General features: G+C 71.1%; 14 protein-coding genes. 9 read left to right on the top strand and 5 right to left on the bottom strand.

Annotated features, from left to right (window positions below; genetic code table 11):
* Positions 1-66 precede the first annotated feature (66 nt).
* The 8 genes from ACYUD3_RS29850 (at position 67) to tatC (ending at position 6,152) form a co-directional block, all read left to right on the top strand.
* Positions 67-1,074, top strand: coding sequence for an FKBP-type peptidyl-prolyl cis-trans isomerase (locus tag ACYUD3_RS29850; RefSeq protein WP_470976440.1), 1,008 nt, complete (start codon positions 67-69; stop codon positions 1,072-1,074).
* A 58-nt stretch (positions 1,075-1,132) separates the two neighbouring features.
* Positions 1,133-1,504, top strand: coding sequence for an FKBP-type peptidyl-prolyl cis-trans isomerase (locus ACYUD3_RS29845; RefSeq protein WP_470976437.1), 372 nt, complete (start codon positions 1,133-1,135; stop codon positions 1,502-1,504).
* A 145-nt stretch (positions 1,505-1,649) separates the two neighbouring features.
* Entirely contained in the window at positions 1,650-2,603 is a 954-nt protein-coding gene (locus ACYUD3_RS29840) for a helix-turn-helix transcriptional regulator (RefSeq protein ID WP_470976434.1), read from the top strand.
* 14 nt (positions 2,604-2,617) lie between these two features.
* Complete coding sequence (locus ACYUD3_RS29835; RefSeq protein WP_470976431.1) at positions 2,618-3,616, top strand: helix-turn-helix transcriptional regulator; 999 nt, start codon at positions 2,618-2,620, stop codon at positions 3,614-3,616.
* 347 nt (positions 3,617-3,963) lie between these two features.
* Positions 3,964-4,344 carry a hypothetical protein gene (locus tag ACYUD3_RS29830; protein WP_470976428.1) on the top strand — a complete coding sequence of 127 codons (381 nt, stop codon included), beginning with the start codon at positions 3,964-3,966 and terminating at the stop codon, positions 4,342-4,344.
* A 64-nt stretch (positions 4,345-4,408) separates the two neighbouring features.
* Entirely contained in the window at positions 4,409-4,603 is a 195-nt protein-coding gene (locus tag ACYUD3_RS29825; RefSeq protein WP_470976425.1) for a hypothetical protein, read from the top strand.
* Positions 4,604-4,865: 262 nt separating this feature from the next.
* Positions 4,866-5,153, top strand: a complete 288-nt coding sequence (gene tatA, locus ACYUD3_RS29820) for a Sec-independent protein translocase subunit TatA (RefSeq protein WP_470976422.1) — start codon at positions 4,866-4,868, stop codon at positions 5,151-5,153.
* 54 nt (positions 5,154-5,207) lie between these two features.
* Complete coding sequence (tatC, locus tag ACYUD3_RS29815; protein WP_470976419.1) at positions 5,208-6,152, top strand: twin-arginine translocase subunit TatC; 945 nt, start codon at positions 5,208-5,210, stop codon at positions 6,150-6,152.
* 100 nt (positions 6,153-6,252) lie between these two features.
* Here tatC and ACYUD3_RS29810 read toward each other — a convergent pair whose 3' ends face one another.
* Complete coding sequence (locus ACYUD3_RS29810) at positions 6,253-6,597, bottom strand: hypothetical protein (protein WP_470976416.1); 345 nt, start codon at positions 6,595-6,597, stop codon at positions 6,253-6,255.
* Positions 6,598-6,752: 155 nt separating this feature from the next.
* On the opposite strand from ACYUD3_RS29810, the gene ACYUD3_RS29805 reads away from it, so the two are divergent.
* On the top strand, positions 6,753-9,605 hold the full coding sequence (locus ACYUD3_RS29805; protein ID WP_470976872.1) for a DEAD/DEAH box helicase: 2,853 nt from the start codon (positions 6,753-6,755) through the stop codon (positions 9,603-9,605).
* Positions 9,606-9,757: 152 nt separating this feature from the next.
* On the opposite strand, the gene atzF is transcribed toward ACYUD3_RS29805, so the two are convergent.
* The 4 genes from atzF to ACYUD3_RS29785 are packed head-to-tail and all read right to left on the bottom strand — an operon-like array spanning position 9,758 to position 16,393.
* Positions 9,758-11,401 carry an allophanate hydrolase gene (atzF, locus tag ACYUD3_RS29800; RefSeq protein ID WP_470976413.1) on the bottom strand — a complete coding sequence of 548 codons (1,644 nt, stop codon included), beginning with the start codon at positions 11,399-11,401 and terminating at the stop codon, positions 9,758-9,760.
* A gap of 14 nt (positions 11,402-11,415) precedes the next feature.
* The gene (locus ACYUD3_RS29795; protein WP_470976410.1) at positions 11,416-14,955 is read right to left on the bottom strand and encodes a 5-oxoprolinase/urea amidolyase family protein; all 3,540 of its coding nucleotides are present in this window, start codon (positions 14,953-14,955) and stop codon (positions 11,416-11,418) included.
* Positions 14,952-15,569: an urea amidolyase associated protein UAAP2 gene (locus ACYUD3_RS29790; protein WP_470976407.1), complete on the bottom strand. Its 618-nt coding sequence runs from the start codon at positions 15,567-15,569 to the stop codon at positions 14,952-14,954. Before ACYUD3_RS29790 ends, ACYUD3_RS29795 begins: the two co-directional genes overlap by 4 nt.
* Entirely contained in the window at positions 15,566-16,393 is an 828-nt protein-coding gene (locus tag ACYUD3_RS29785; RefSeq protein ID WP_470976404.1) for an urea amidolyase associated protein UAAP1, read from the bottom strand. The genes ACYUD3_RS29790 and ACYUD3_RS29785 overlap by 4 nt, the downstream gene beginning before the upstream one ends.
* Positions 16,394-16,533: the final 140 nt, after the last annotated feature.

Here is a 16,533-nt window from a genome sequence, read left to right as displayed (position 1 = left end):
GCCCTTTGCACGCCGTAGAGTTGCGCGCACGCCATCCGCAAGATCGACCGATTACGAGGCTTCATCGTGCGCCGACGTTCTCTTCTTCTCGCCGCCGTTCCCGTGGGAATGGCCACGCTCGCCGCGTGCGGTGACGGCAAGTCGGACTCAGCCAAGGCGAGTGACAGCGCGTCACCTTCGGCGGCCGGGTCGGCGTCCGCAGCCCCGGCGCCGAAGATCGTGGACGGCCCGCTGCCGGCGGTGACGGCCGGGGAGAAGTTCGGTACGAAGCCGACGGTCGCCAAGGGTTCGGGGACGCCGTCGGACCAGCTGGCGGTGAAGACGCTGATCGCGGGGAGCGGGAAGGCGGTCGCGGAGGGCGACTACATCTGGGCCCACTACCTGGGCCAGATCTGGACGTCGGCGAAGGTCTTCGACAACTCCTACGACCGCAAGACCCCGTTGTTCATCCAGCTCGCGCAGGGCTCGATCATCGACGGCTGGCGGTACGCGCTGGCGGGGAAGAAGACGGGCAGCCGCGTGGAGTTCTCGGTGCCGCCCACGTGGGGCTACGGCTCGCAGGGCCAGTCCCAGGCGGGCATCAAGGGGACGGACACGCTGGTGTTCGTGGTCGACATCGACGACACGTTCAACGGCAAGTCGTCCGCGAAGGGTTCGGACGTCGCGCAGGACGACTCCGCGCTGCCGAAGGTCGGGACGAACACCGACGGCAAGGCGCCCTCGATCGAGGTGCCGAAGTCGGCGGCGCCGAAGAAGCTGGTGGCGAACTACGTCATCGAGGGCGACGGCGCCGAGGTGAAGGCGGACAGCACGGTCGTCGTGCAGTACAAGGGCGTGGTGTGGGAGACGGGCAAGGAGTTCGACTCGTCGTACAAGCGGGACGCGCCGACGTCGTTCTCCTTGCAGCAGGTCGTCAAGGGGTGGGCGCAGGGGCTGACGGGGAAGAAGGTCGGCAGCCGGGTCGTCATCGTGGTCCCGCCGGACCTGGGGTACGGGGACAACCCGCCGAGCGGGAGCGGGATCGAGAAGACGTCGACGATGGTGTTCTCCGTGGACATCCTCGCCGCGTCGTGAGCGTACGAGAGATGTAAGACTGTGCGGGTTGCCTGTTGTGAACGACCAGGAGTTTGACGTGAGCATCGAGAAGCCCGAGATCGACTTCCCCGAGGGCGAGCCGCCCGCCGACCTTGAGATCAAGGACATCTGGGAGGGCGAGGGCGCGGTCGCGCAGGCCGGTCAGACCGTGACCGTGCACTACGTGGGTGTCACCTTCGCGACCGGCGAGGAGTTCGACGCGAGCTGGAACCGCGGTTCCGCGTTCAAGTTCCCGCTGGGTGCCGGCCGCGTCATCGCGGGCTGGGACCAGGGTGTGCAGGGCATGAAGGTCGGCGGCCGCCGTCAGCTGACCATTCCGGCGCACCTGGCGTACGGGGACCAGAGCCCGACGCCGGCCATTCCGAAGGGTTCGACGCTGATCTTCGTCGTCGACCTGATCGCGGTCTGATCGTCGCACGCATCGGTCGCCCCGCGACCGGAGTCGATCATCGAGGGTCCATGCCTGTCCGGGCGTGGGCCCTCGGCTTTTGTCCGGGGAGTGCGGGGCGGTACGGTCATCCGTCGGAAGCACCATAGGGAGGCGAAGCGCGTCGATGGCCATTGCCAAGGCTGAGCGGCTGATGAACCTGGCGCTGTGTCTGCTGGGGACGCGCAGGCCGCTCAGTAAGCGGGAGTTGCGCGAATCCATCGAGGCCTACCTCGAAGCCGGGGCGGAGGACGCCTTCAACCGGATGTTCGAGCGCGACAAGGACGATCTGCGCGAACTCGGCCTGGTCATCGAGACGGTGGAGAACCTGGACGGCGAGGTCGGCTATCTCGCCCGCCGCGACTCCAACCGGCTCCCGGCGATCACCCTGGACGCCGAGGAGGCCGCCGCGCTGGGGCTCGCCGCGAAGGTGTGGCAGCAGGCCCGGCTCGCGGGCGCGGCCTCCGGGGCGCTTCAGAAGCTGCGGGCGGCGGGGCTGCCCGAGGACGTCGACCCCTATGAGGCGCACGGCGCGCTGGAGCCCCGTATCCCCGTGCACGAGGCGGCGTTCGAGCCGCTGATGCTGGCGTGCCGGGACCGCCGTCCGGTCGTCTTCGAGTACCGCAAGGCCACCGCCGCGCGGCCCGAGCCGCGGCATGTGGAGCCGTGGGCGCTGGAGTGCTGGCGCGGGCACTGGTACCTCGCCGGGTACGACCGCGACCGGGGCGCCGAGCGGGTGTTCCGGCTGTCGCGGATCACCGGGAAGGTGCGCTCGCGCGGGACCGGGTTCACGGCGCCGGTGCCGGACGTGGTGACGGTCCGCGAGACCGTCGCCGGCTGGGCCGGGGAGACCGCCGACCGCGGCGCGGTCATCCGGCTGCGCACGGGCGCCGGGTACCCCCTTCGGGCGAAGGCCTCCGGGGTCCGGGAACTCGGGGACGGGTGGGACGAGTTGGAGATTCCGTACGGGCACGGTCTGGACGCCTGGCTGGTGGAGTTCGGTCCTGACGTGGTGGTCGTGGAGCCCGCGGAGCTGCGGGCGGACGTCGTGGAGCGGCTGCGGGCCGTGGCCAAGGGCTAGAGGGGGACGGGGACATGGCGGTCAAGCCGGTCAGGCCGGTGAACGCGATCGACCAGACGCGGCGGATGCTGTCGCTGGTCACGTATCTGCGGGAGCGGCCCGGGGCGCGCGTCGAGGACGTGGCGCGGGCGTTCGGGATCAGTGAGGAGGAGCTGGTCGCCGATCTCGACGTGCTGCCGATGTGCGGGACGAGTTTCCGGGGCGGTGACCTCCTGGACATCGACACCGACGGCGAGCACATCTGGTGGCACAACCCGGCCGCCCTCGGCGCGGACGCGGCCGAGCCGCTGCGGCTCGCTGCCGACGAGGCGACGGCCCTGCTGGTCGCCGCCCGCGCGGTCGCGACGCTGCCCGGGCTGCGCGAGGGGGACCGGCAGGCCCTGCTGCGGGCGACCGCCAAGGTCGAGACGGCGGCCGGCGAGGCGGCCGGGGCCAGCTCCCGGCTGTCGGTGACGTTCGAGTCCGAGGGCGGGGTCTTCGCCGACGTCGACCGCGCGATCTCCGAGCGGCGCCGGCTGTGGATCCGCTACTACTCGCCCGCGCGCGACGAGGTCACCGAGCGGGAGATCGACCCGATCCGCCTCGTCAGCGTCGGGCACACCTACGTCGAGGCCTGGTGCCGGCGCTCCGAGGCCCGGCGCACGTTCCGGCTCGACCGCGTCGCCGAGATCAAGATCCTCGACGAGCCGTCGGCGCCGCCGGAGGTGGAACTGCGGGACCTGTCCGAGGCGCTGGTGCAGCCGGCGGCGGAGGATCCCGAGGTCGTGGTGGAGGTGGGGCCCGGGGGGCGGTGGGTCGCCGAGTACTACCCGCACGACAGCGCGGAGGAGCTGGCCGGCGGGGGGCTCAGGATCACGCTGCGTACGCCGGATCCGGCGTCGCTGCGGCGGCTGGGGCTGCGGCTCGGCGGGGACGGGCGGATCGTCGCTCCGCAGGAGCTGGCTGATAGTGCGCGGGGGGCTGCTCGGGAGGCGTTGGCGGCGTATGAGGGGGATGGGGTGGGGCGGGAGTGAGGGGGGCTGGGTCTGGGGCGGGGGTCTCGGGGTCGGCCTCGGAGGCGGGCTCGGGCTCAGGCTCGGGGTCGGCCTCAGGTTCGGGGTCGGGCTCAGGCTCGGGGTCGGCCTCAGGTTCGGGTTCGGGCTCGGGTTCGGGCTCGGGGTCGGGGTCGGGCTTGGTCTCGGTTTCGGGTGAGGCTGAGGCTGAGCGGAGGGTGGCGGGGCTGGTTCGGGTGCCGTCCGGGATTCGGCGGGTGCCGTTCGAGGGGATAGCCGGTGGGGGTGGGGCTGCGGGGGCGCGGGCTGGGGCTGGGGTTGCGGGGGGCTCTGTGGGAGTGGGGGTGTCGGCGGGCGGGGATCGGGAGATGTCCGTCGCTGTCGCCTTCGCCGGGATGAAGGATGTGGACGCGGGGGATGAGGGGGACGCGGGAGATGCGGGCGCGGAGGGTGTGGGTGCCGGGGACGCGGGTCCCGTAAGTCCCGGCGTCGGGGGCGCCGGTTCCGTAAGTCCCGGCGTCGAGGCGCGGGCCGTCGGGCCCGTCATGTTCACCGCCGGGTGTCCGGAGTGCCGGGGGCGGTTCGAGCTGGGGGCCGACTCGTTGATGCTGGCGATCGGGGGGAGCGCGAAGACGACGTTCTACTCCTTCACCTGCCCGGAGTGCGGGGAGGCGGTGCGCAAGCCGGCGGGGGAGCGGATCGTGGAGCTGCTGCTGGGGGGCGGGGTGCGGACGCTGCGGCTGCGGTGAAGGGTGAAGGGGGGGACATGGGGCGGGCGCCGGTGTCGTGGCGCTCAGGGGCTAGGCTCGGGGCATGTTCTGGGCGATGTTCGCTGTGGGTGTGGGGTTCGTGGGGCTCGCCGTGCTGGGCGTGCTGGCCGTGCGGGTGTTCGTCGAGGCGCGGCGGCTCGGGGCGCAGGTCGCGGAGTCCGCGGGGCGGATCGGGCGGGCCGCCGAGGAGCTGGAGCGGGCGGCGGGGAGCGCCGCGCGGGCTGTGGACGCGCTGTGAGTCCTGCTGTGATGGTTCTGTGAGTCGGGGGGTCGGCGTGGTTTGGGTTACTTCGCCCTCCCGCGGGGCCGCCTGTGGCGGGTACGCTGCTGGTCGCGGACCGGAGAACGAGGCCCGGGTTCGCGGAACCGGGAGTACGCACGGGGATTGCTACACGTTCACCCCTGAGCGTTACGATCGCTGACATCACGATCGTCCGGACAGGTGTCCGGCCGGTCGGACAGCACCCCACCCAGCCGCCTCGGTGAGAAGGTAAAGACTTATGTTCGGAAGGCTCGGAGCCCCCGAGATCATTCTCATCCTCGTAGTCGTCATCCTGCTCTTCGGCGCGAAGAAGCTTCCGGACATGGCGCGTTCGCTCGGCAAGTCCGCGCGGATCCTCAAGAGCGAGGCCAAGGCGATGAAGGAGGAGGGCGGGAAGGCAGCCGCCCCGGCCGATCCGCCGCACCCCGGTGACGAGTCCGCGGCGCAGCGCACCATCCAGGCGGCTCCCGGTGACGTGACCAGCTCGCGGCCGGTCACGGAGACGACGGACACCACCAAGCGCTGACCCTGGTGCCGGTGGTGATCCCTTCCGGCCCGCCGTACGAGATGGGAACGTGGGTTGCTCAAGACTGCCCGCAAGAAGGAGAAGGACCCCGAGGGGCGGATGCCCCTCGCGGAGCATCTGCGTGAGCTGCGCAACCGGCTCGCGAAGGCTGTGCTGGCGATCATCGTGGTCACGATCGGCGCCGCCTTCTTCTACAAGGACATCATCGAGTTCTTCACGAACCCGATCCTGGACTCGGTCGGGTGCAACGCCACCCTCTCCGAGCTGGCGCAGCAACGCAGCGGCACCTGCGCCCGTATCGTCCTGAACGGTCTGCTGACCCCCTTCACACTCGCTCTCAAGGTCTCCTTGATGACCGGTGTGATCGGCGCCTCCCCGATCTGGCTGTACCAGCTGTGGGGCTTCGTGGCGCCGGGTCTGCACCGGCACGAGCGCAAGTACGCGTACGCGTTCGTCGGCACCGGTGTCCCGCTGTTCTTCGGCGGTGCCTACTTCGCGTACAAGACGCTTCCGGTGATGGCACAGGCGCTGCTCTCCTTCTCACCGGCCGATCTGGACAACCAGCTGCCGCTGGACGACCTGCTCGATCTGATCGTCCGCATGGTGCTGGTCTTCGGTCTCTCCTTCGAGATGCCGCTGTTGCTGGTCATGCTCAACCTGACCGGAGTGCTGACGGGCAAGCGGCTGCTCGGCTGGTGGCGCGGCATGATCATGGGCATCACGATCTTCGCGGCGTTCGCGACCCCGAGCACCGACCCGCTGACCATGCTGGCCCTGGCCGGACCGATCTGGCTGCTGTACTTCTGCGCGACTCTGTTCTCCCTGATGAACGACAAGCGCAAGCGTCGGCGCGCCGAGTCGGGCCCCGGCGACGACGAGGCCTCCGAGCTGGATCTCACTCCGGCGGACATCGGCGAGGTCGAGACGGTGAGCTCCCAGCGGGCGCTGCCCGAGCAGGGGAGTCGTGAGCGGATCAATGGGTACGACGACGTGACGTGAGTGGTCGAGCGCCGCCGAGGTGCGGCGCGTTCACACAGAAACGCTCGGCCGGAGGGTTCCGGCCGAGCGTTCTTGCGTGGATCAGCCTGTGGTCAGACGATCAGTCGCCGGTGCCGGGAGGGCAGGACGCCACGTCTACGAAGCTGCTCGAATCAGGCTTCACCGGGTACTTGTGGTTCTCCTGGGACTTGCCCGCCACCCAGATGCAAGCGATGGCGCCCCCGTTCGTGCGGAATCCCAGGCCTCGGCTCGTGCTACAGGTGTTGCTGGCGTAGACGGTCCAGGAGATGGTGCCGTCCCCCCAGGACCAGTTGAAGCAGCCCACACTGCCGCGGTGCACGGCGAGTATGGAGGCGTCCGCCGCCGAGGCGGAGCCGGCGCCGGCCGCCCCCAGAAGCAGCGCCGTCGTGGCCGTGAGCACGGAGATGCGTTTCGCGATACTCAACTTTCCCCCTTGTTCGGTTGTCGTTGATCGCAGTGGTCAGTTGCATGCAACGAGGGGGAACGCTAGTTCGGGGATGATCGTCGCGCAAGGGAGATCTTGGCCGGTGTGATCCGGCCCTGGTGGGGTGAGGGGATCGGGATGTGGGGATACGGATAATGATCGTCCCGTTGTCAGTGGGGCCCGGTACGCTCGAAAGCACGATGACAGAGGAACTCTCTCCGGCCGAGCGGTATGCGGCGGCGCGTGCGCGCGCTGTCGAGCAGGCGACCGCGCTGTCCGGGTTTCGCGAGATGTACGAGTTCGGGCTCGATCCGTTTCAGGTTGAGGCGTGTCGGGCGTTGGAGGCCGGTAAGGGGGTGCTGGTTGCGGCGCCGACGGGGTCGGGGAAGACGATCGTCGGGGAGTTCGCCGTCCATCTCGCCCTGGAGCAGGGGAAGAAGTGTTTCTACACGACCCCGATCAAGGCGCTCTCCAATCAGAAGTACGCCGATCTGTGCCGCAGGTACGGCGCCGACAAGGTCGGGCTGCTGACCGGGGACAACAGCGTCAACTCCGAGGCGCCGGTGGTCGTGATGACCACCGAGGTGCTGCGGAACATGCTGTACGCGGGCTCGCAGACGCTGCTCGGCCTCGGGTACGTCGTCATGGACGAGGTGCACTACCTGTCCGACCGGTTCCGGGGCGCCGTATGGGAGGAAGTGATCATTCACCTCCCCGAGTCGGTCACCCTGGTCTCGCTCTCCGCGACCGTCTCCAACGCCGAGGAGTTCGGCGACTGGCTCGACACCGTCCGCGGTGACACCGAGGTCATCGTCTCCGAACACCGCCCCGTCCCCCTCTTCCAGCACGTTCTGGCCGGCCGCCGGATGTACGACCTCTTCGAGGAGGGCGAGGGGAGTAAGAAGGCCGTCAACCCTGATCTGGTGCGGCTGGCCCGGACCGAGGCCTCGCGGCCGTCCTATCAGGACCGGCGGCGCGGGCGCGGGATGCGGGAGGCCGACCGGGAGCGTGAGCGCCGGTCGCGGTCGCGGATCTGGACGCCCGGCCGGCCCGAGGTCATCGAACGCCTCGATGCCGAGGGCCTCCTCCCCGCGATCACGTTCATCTTCAGCCGCGCCGCCTGCGAGGCCGCCGTCCAGCAGTGCCTGTACGCCGGGCTGCGGCTCAACGACGACGAGGCGCGCGCGGAGGTGCGGGCGCTCGTCGAGGAGCGGACCGCCGCCATCCCGCGCGAGGATCTGCACGTCCTCGGGTACTTCGAGTGGCTGGAAGGGCTGGAGCGGGGCATCGCCGCGCATCACGCCGGGATGCTGCCGTCGTTCAAGGAGGTCGTGGAGGAACTGTTCGTCCGCGGGCTCGTCAAGGCCGTCTTCGCCACCGAGACGCTGGCCCTCGGCATCAACATGCCGGCGCGGTCCGTCGTCCTCGAAAAGCTCGTGAAGTGGAACGGCGAGCAGCACGCCGACATCACCCCCGGCGAGTACACGCAGCTCACCGGGCGGGCCGGGCGGCGGGGGATCGACGTCGAGGGGCACGCGGTCGTGCTGTGGCAGCGCGCCTTCAGCCCCGAACATCTCGCGGGGCTCGCCGGTACGCGTACCTATCCGCTGCGCTCCAGCTTCAAGCCGTCGTACAACATGGCCGTCAACCTCGTCGAGCAGTTCGGGCGGCATCGCTCGCGGGAGCTGCTGGAGACGTCGTTCGCGCAGTTCCAGGCCGACCGGTCGGTCGTCGGGATCTCCCGGCAGGTCCAGCGCAACGAGGAGGGGCTCTCCGGGTACAAGGAGTCGATGACCTGCCATCTCGGCGACTTCGAGGAGTACGCGCGGCTGCGGCGGGAGCTGAAGGACCGAGAGACGGAGCTGGCCAAGCAGGGGGTGACGCAGCGGCGGGCCGAGGCCGCCGTCGCGCTGGAGCGGCTGAAGCCGGGGGACATCATCCATGTTCCTACGGGCAAGTACGCCGGCCTCGCGCTCGTCCTCGACCCCGGGCTGCCCGCCGGGCGGGCCAACGGGCATCGCGGGCACGAGTACCAGGAAGGGCCCCGGCCGCTCGTGCTCACCGCCGAGCGGCAGGTCAAGCGGCTGGCCGCCATCGATTTCCCGGTGCCGGTCGAGGCGTTCGACCGGATGCGGATTCCCAAGACCTTCAATCCGCGCTCGCCGCAGTCCCGGCGCGATCTCGCCTCCGCGCTGCGGACCAAGGCCGGGCATGTTCCGCCGGAGCGGGCCCGTAAGAAGCGGGCCCAGGCCGCCGACGACCGGGAGATCGCCCGGCTGCGGGCCGACCTGCGCGCGCATCCCTGCCATGGGTGCGACGAGCGGGAGGACCACGCCCGTTGGGCCGAGCGGTATCACCGGCTGCTGCGGGACACCTCGCAGCTGGAACACCGTATCGAGGGGCGGACCAACACCATCGCCCGTACCTTCGACCGGATCGTCGCGCTCCTCACCGAGCTGGATTATCTGCGGGGCAACGAGGTCACCGAGCACGGGCGGCGGCTCGCCCGGCTCTACGGGGAGCTCGATCTGCTGGCCAGTGAGTGTCTGCGGGCCGGGGTCTGGGAAGGGCTCGGTCCCGCCGAACTCGCCGCCTGTGTCTCGGCGTTGGTGTACGAGGCCCGGGCCAGCGACGATGCCATGGCTCCCAAGCTGCCGTCCGGGCAGGCCAAGGCCTCGCTCGGGGAGATGGTGCGGATCTGGGGGCGGCTCGACGCGCTGGAGGAGGAGTTCCGGATCAGTCAGACCGAGGGGGTCGGGCAGCGGGAGCCTGATCTTGGGTTTGCCTGGGCTGCTTATATGTGGGCCTCGGGGGCCGGGCTCGATGAGGTGCTCCGGGAGGCGGAGATGCCGGCCGGGGACTTTGTGCGGTGGTGTAAGCAGGTGATCGATGTGCTGGGGCAGGTTGCCGCTGCGGCGCCGGGGGAGGGGTCCACTGTGCCTAAGGCTGCGCGGAAGGCGGTGGAGGGGTTGCTCAGGGGGGTTGTTGCCTATTCGTCCGTGGGGTGAGCTTCGGCGGCGGGTGCGGGTGGGTTGTGGCTGGTCGTTCCCCCAAGCTCTTCGAGCAGGGGGCACCCCCAGCGCGGCGGAGCCGCAAATCGATACAGCCCCGCGCCCCCTTTCAAGAACGCGCGCCAGCTTTCAAGAACGCCCGGCAGCTTTCACGAGAGCCCGCCAGCTTCCAAGAAAGCTCGCCAGCCTCCGTACCCCGTGATGTCCTCCGCCTCCTCCAGCGCCCCCGGCTCGCAGAGGAAGCCCGGTACCTGCTCCCCGTCCGACAGCTCCACCCTCCCCAGCGTCATCGGCCTCGGCAAAGCCGCCAGCAAGCGGCCCAATCCCTCCGCCGGCAGTCGCCACACCTCCGCCTCTATCTCCGCCCCGCCTTCCCCCACATGAACCAGCCCCGGCTTCGGCGGAGTTGTCTTCAGTGCGTGCAGCGCGTACCTCGGCGCAGTCCTCCCCGTACGTTCCAACACCGCCCCCAGCCCCAGCAGTTGCGGATTCAGCGGCTGGCCCGTCAAGTGGGCGCCGACCACCGCCAGTCGCACCGTCTCGTTCAGCAACTCCGCCATCCGCGGCAGGCGTTCGTCGGTGTGGGCCGGGGAGATCAGCATCACTCCGAAGGGGAGGCCGTTCACCTCGCCGGAAGGGATGGCCGCTGCTGACAGGTCGAAGAGGTTGGTGGAGTTGGTGAAGCGGCCCAGGCGGGCGTTGGCTCCCACGGGGTCTGCCGCCACCTCGTCCAGGGTGGGGTGGCCGGGGGCTGTCGGGAGCAACAGGGCGTCCGCGTCGGCCAGTTCGAGCAGGGCCCGGGTGCGGAGCGCCGCCAAGTCGGCCTGGTCGGTGAAGAGCCGGTGGGCCGGGAGGTCGCGGGCGCGGGTGATGATGGCGGCCACGGTGGGGTCCAGGTCGTCCGTCGCCTTGTCGACGAAGCTTCCGACCGCCGTGTAGCGCTCGGCCACGAACGCGCCCTCGTACAGCATCGCCGCCGCCTCCGTGAACGGCGTGAGGTCGAGGGCGCGGATCTCGGCGCCGGCGTCGGCGCAGCGGCGGACCGCCGCGTCGTAGGCCTCCTGCCAGCCGGGGTCGAGTTCGCCGAGCTGTTCGGGGGTGGCGACCGCGATGCGCCAGGGGCCGGGGGCGCGGGGCGGGACGGGGCTGGGGGCGGCCGTCATGCGGGACAGGGCCCGTTCGGCCTCCGGGAGGGTGCGGGCGAAGACGGTGACGCAGTCCAGGGACGCGCAGGCCGGGACGACGCCGGTGGTGGGGACGAGGCCGCGGGTCGGTTTGAGGCCGACGATGCCGTTGAAGGCGGCCGGCACCCGGCCCGAGCCGGCCGTGTCCGTGCCGAGCGCCAGGTCCACGATCCCGAGCGCCACCGCGACCGCCGAACCCGAACTGGAGCCACCGCTGATCCGCGAGGGATCGTGGGCGTTGCGCACGGCCCCGTAAGGCGACCGGGTCCCCACCAGACCGGTCGCGAACTGGTCGAGGTTGGTCGTCCCGAGGACCAACGCCCCCGCCGCCCGCAGGCTCGCCACGACCGGGGCGTCCTCGGCGGGCTGGTACGCGTACGACGGACAGCCCGCCGTCGTCGGCAGGCCCGCCACGTCGATGTTGCCCTTGACGGCCAGGAGCCGTCCCGCCAGCGGGAGTTGTTCCCCGGCGGCGACGCGGGCGTCGAGAGCCGCCGCCTCCGTCTCCACCTCCGGCTGGGGGCGCAGGTTGATCCAGATCTCGGGGCGGTCGACGGCGGCCATGCGGGCGTAGGCGGCACGGACCCGGGTGAGGGTAGGGGTGGTCATCTGTCGCTCCTCTTTCAGTTCGCCGGGGTCAGGATCAACAGGGCTGTTCCTGCCTCTACTTGGTCGCCGGGGCGGGCCAGGATCCGCTCGACCACTCCGGCCGTCGGGGCGTGGACGCGGGACTCCATCTTCATCGCCTCCAGCGCCAGCAAGGGCTGGCCCGCCGTCACCCGCTCGCCCGGCGCCACGTTCAACTGCCATACGGACGCCGCGAATTCGGCCTCGATCAGCCGGGCGCCCGGGGGGATCTCCAGCTCGGCCTGCGGGGGCGGGGGAGCCGAGGCGGCTTCCGCCCGCGTGAACTCGCCCGCCTCTTCCCAGGCTTCGCGTTCGGCTGCGAAGGCCTGTTGCTGCTTCGCCCTGAACTCCCCTATGGAGTCGGCCTGTTCGTCCAGGAAGCGCTGGTAGCCGGCCAGCGAGAACGTGCCCTCTTCGATGCGCGGGACGAAGCGGCCCGCGATGATGTCCGCGCGCAGGGAGAGGAGTTCGTCCGCCTCCACCGGGTACCACTTGACGCGGTCGAAGAAGCGCAGCAGCCAGGGGGCGCCCGGTTCGAAGGCGCCGCGCTGCTGCCAGGGGGACCAGACCTGGGTGGTGCGGCCCACGAACTGGTAGCCGCCGGGGCCCTCCATGCCGTAGACGCACAGGTACGCGCCGCCGATGCCCACCGAGTTCTCGGCCGTCCACGTGCGGGCCGGGTTGTACTTCGTCGTGACCAGGCGGTGGCGGGGATCCAGCGGGGTGGCCACCGGGGCGCCCAAGTAGACGTCGCCCAGGCCGAGTACGAGGTACTCGGCGGCGAAGACCGTGTCGTAGACGTCGGCCACCGTGTCCAGGCCGTTGACGCGGCGGATGAACTCGATGTTCCAGGGGCACCAGGGGGCGTCGTCGCGGACGCCCGCCATGTAGCGGGCGATCGCCTCGCGGGTCGCGGGGTCGTCCCAGGAGAGGGGGAGGTGGACCGTGCGGGAGGGGACCGTCAGTTCGTCCGTGGGCGGGAGTCCTGCTATCAACTCCCTTGTTCTTTCCAGGAGTTCCTTCAAAGGCAGCCGCTCCGGCGTCGTCTTGATCTGGAGCGAGCGGATGCCCGGGGTGAGGTCCGTGACGCCGGGGAGGGCCGCCTCCGTCACCGCCTCCATCAGGGCGTGGACGCGCATCCGCAGGGCCAAGTCCAGCTGCATCGGGCCGAATTCGACCAGGAGGTTGTCGTCGCCGCTGCGCCGGTAGGTGACGTCGCCGTCGCGGGCGAGGATGCCGCCGTCCTCAATGGCCGCTCTGGGGGCGCCTGTTGTGGTGACCGGGGTGAAGCGGACGGTGTCGCCGGGGCGCAGCTGGCCCAGTTTCCAGCGCTCGGTGCTCAGGATCGTCGCCGGGCAGACGAAGCCGCCCAGGGAGGGGCCGTCGGGGCCGAGCAGGACCGGCATGTCGCCGGTGTAGTCGACGGCGCCCACCGAGTACGGGGTGTCGTGGATGTTGGACGGGTGCAGGCCCGCCTCGCCGCCGTCCGGGCGGGCCCAGCGGGGTTTGGGCCCGACCAGGCGGACGCCGGTGCGGGCCGAGTTGAAGTGGACCTTCCAGTCGGCGGCGTAGAAGTCGTGGATGTCGTCCTCGGTGAAGAACTCCGGTGCGGCGTGCGGGCCTTCGGTCACGCCGAGGTGCCAGACGGAGGTGAAGGTCAGGGGGTCGGCCTCGAAGACGGCTCCCACGGCCCCTGCTTCGGCACCGGCTCCCGTCTCGACAGCACCTTCCCCCGCCCGCAGCACATCCCCCGTCCGCAGCGCCCTCCCCCCATGCCCCCCGAACCGCCCCAGCGTGAACGTGCTCGCGCTCCCCAGGAACGCCGGGACGTCCAGTCCCCCCGCCACCAACACATAGGTCCGCAGCCCGTGTTGGACCGGCGCCCCCACCGCCAGCACACCCCCGGCCGGGACCCGTACCGCCGTGCCGCGCGCGACCGGCACCCCGTCCACCGTCACCTCGGCCGGCGCCCCCGTCACACAGACGTCCGTCGGCTGGGTGAACCTCAACTCCGGTCCCTGCAACGTGCATTCGAGCCCGGGCGCCCCCTCGGGATTGCCCAGCGCGAGGTTGCCGAGCCGGAAGGAGCGGTCGTCCATCGGGCCCGACGGGGGGACGCCGACCTGCCAGTAGCCGGTGCGGCCGGGCCAGTCCTGGACGGTGGTGAGGGTGCCGGCGGAGACGACCTCGATGCGCGGGGCCGGGTCGGTGACGCCGGCGAGGGTCGCCGTCGAGTGCGCCGCCCGCGTGAACTCCCCATTGCGCAGAGCCGACTTGAGCAGGCCGAGGTTGGTCTCGATGCCGTCGACGCGGGTGGCGGAGAGGGCCAGCGCGAGCCGCCGCAGCGCGTCCTCGCGGTCCGTGCCGTGCGCGATCACCTTCGCGAGCATGGGGTCGTACGCCGTCGTCACCTCCGTACCGGTCTCCACCCAGCCGTCCACGCGGACCCCCTCGGGGAAGGTCACGCGGGTCAACAGGCCCGCGCTGGGGCGGTGTTCGCGGGTCGGGTCCTCGGCGTAGAGGCGGGCCTCCACGGCGTGGCCGCGCGGGGGGCCGGGGTCCTGGACGACGTCCTGGTCGCCCTGGGCCAGGCGGAGCATCCAGGCGACCAGGTCGACGCCGTAGATCTCCTCCGTGACCGGATGTTCCACCTGGAGGCGGGTGTTGACCTCCAGGAAGTAGGCCTCCTCGCGGGCCGCGTCGTAGACGAACTCCACCGTGCCGGCCGAGCGGTAGCCGACCGAGGCGCACAAGTCGCGGGCCGCGTCGTGCAGTTGGCGGCGGACCGCCGGAGGCAGGCCCGGGGCGGGGGCCTCTTCGACCACCTTCTGGTTGCGGCGCTGGAGGGAGCAGTCGCGGTCGCCGAAGGTGACGACCTTGCCCGCGCCGTCGCCGAAGACCTGGACCTCGACGTGGCGGGCGCGCTCGACGAGGCGTTCGAGGAAGACGCCGGCGGAGGAGAAGGAGGCGGCGGCCACGCGCTGCACCCGGTCCCAGGCGTCGGTGAGTTCGGCCGCCGAGCGGCACGCCGACATGCCGATGCCGCCGCCTCCGCCGGTCGCCTTCAGCATCACCGGGTAGCCGATCTCCCCGGCCGCCGCGAGGGCTTCGGCGAGCGAGTCCAGCAGGCCCGTGCCCGGCGCCAGCGGCACGCCCGCCGCCTCGGCCGCCGCGCGCGCGGTGTGCTTGGCGCCGAACAGCTCCAGCTGCCCCGGGGTCGGGCCGACGAACACGATCCCCTCGGCGGCGCAGCGCCGCGCGAACTCCGCGTCCTCGGACAGGAATCCGTACCCGGGGTGGATCGCCCCCGCCCCGGTCTCCTTCGCCGCCCGCAGCACCAACTCCGCGTCCAGGTACGACTCTTTGGCCGCCGCCGGGCCCAGCCGCACCGCCTCGTCCGCGAGCCGGACGTGGGGCGCCGAGCGGTCGGGGTCGGAGTACACCGCGACGGTCCGCAGGCCGAGTTGGCGTGCGGTGCGGATGACACGTACGGCTATCTCGCCCCGGTTGGCTATGAGGAGGGTGTCGAAGGTCATTCCGGGCCTCCCGAATCCGTGTCGGCACCGGAGATCGTCATCTCCACCGGCGTCGGCTCGAACCCGTTGCAAGGGTTGTTGATCTGGGGGCAGTTGGAGACCAGGACGAGGACGTCCCGTTCGGCGCGCAGGGTCAGGGAGAGGCCGGGGGAGGAGAGGCCGTCGACGATGCCGAGGGTGCCGTCCCTCTCGACCGGCACGTTCATGTACCAGTTGACGTTGGACACCAAGTCCCGTTTCCCGAGGCCGTACTTGGCGCCCTCCGCGAGGAAGTTGTCCACGCAGGCGTGCTGCGCCCAGGTGTGGTGGCCGTACCTGAGGGTGTTGGACTCCTTCGAGCAGGCGCCGCCCACGGTGTCGTGGCGGCCCACGTCGTCCGAGGTGACCGTCATCAGCGGGGTGTGCTCGTTGGAGAGGAGCACGCTGCCCGTGGTGAGGAAGATGCCGCCCTGCGCGTGGACGGTGTCGGGGGCGCTGTAGCGGACGGACGTGTCGTGGGCGTCGTAGACGAGGAAGTCGACGGCCTGGTTGCCGTGCAGGTCGGTGATGGTGAGGGTTTCGCCCGCTTTCAGTACGGACGACCAGGACGCCCTGGCCGGGACCACGGTCTTCATGCGAGCCCCCTCGCGGTGAGGAATTCGGCGGTGTTGAGGAAGGCCCGGTTGCCCTCCGGCGTCGCGTCCCACAAGGGGTCGCCCGGCGAGGTCGGTGCCGCGCGCCAGGCCAGGACCTCCAGCGGGGTGCTGACGTACGCGGCGCGCGGGTCGGCCGGGTGCGGGACGTTGGCGATCAGGACCGTCACGTCCTGCTCCGCGCGCAGCGTCACACTCGCGCCCGGGCCTGCCGAACCCGTGAACTCCAGCCGCCCGTCGGCCTCTTGGACCCGTACGCCCTGGAAGAAGGAGAGCGAGGGCGGCAAGTCCCTCGGTTCCAGGCCGTTCTTGGCCGCCGCCAGCTTGAACAGCTCGCGTCCGGCGGGGGATTGGGAGTGCGGGGTGCCGTCGCCGTACCGCTCGGTGTTGCGGGCCAGGGTCGAGGTGCCGCACAGGGTGTCGTGGCGGCCGGAGGTGTCGGCGGTCACCGAGGCGAGGACGCGGCCCTGGTCGGACAGGAGGAGGACGCCCTCGCCGAGGTAGGCGTTCCACTGGACCTTGACCGTGTCGGCGACGTTCAGCCGCTCCCAGGGGCGGGCGTCGGCGTACAGCAGCAGGTGCGCGCAGGCCTCGCCCTCCGTGTCGGTCAGGCGCAGCTCGGTGCCCCGGGCGAGGACGCGGTGGGTGTAGTTGCCGCCCGCGACGGTCTCCGCCCACACCAGGTGGCCCGCCTCGCAGGGCGGGTCGGGCCAGTCGGCGGCCGGTACGACGGGCATGGCCGCCGCGCGGGTGCCGGCCTGGGCGCGGGCGTGGGCGCGGGCGCCGTACGTGGTGGCTGTCGCCATGGAGGTCTCCGGATCGGCTCGGGGATCAGGATTTCTGTCGCCCGACAGAAATTAGGCGCGGGCTGCGTCGTGCCGGTTGCCCGCGCGTTTCTGTTCCGTTGCCGGGCGCTCACCCGCGCTCGTGAAAGAGCCCGTGTGCG

The organism is Streptomyces sp. AMJ-169 (assembly GCF_055597585.1).
Note: the sequence above shows the minus strand (reverse complement) of the source record. Positions and strands in the feature narration are given on the sequence as shown.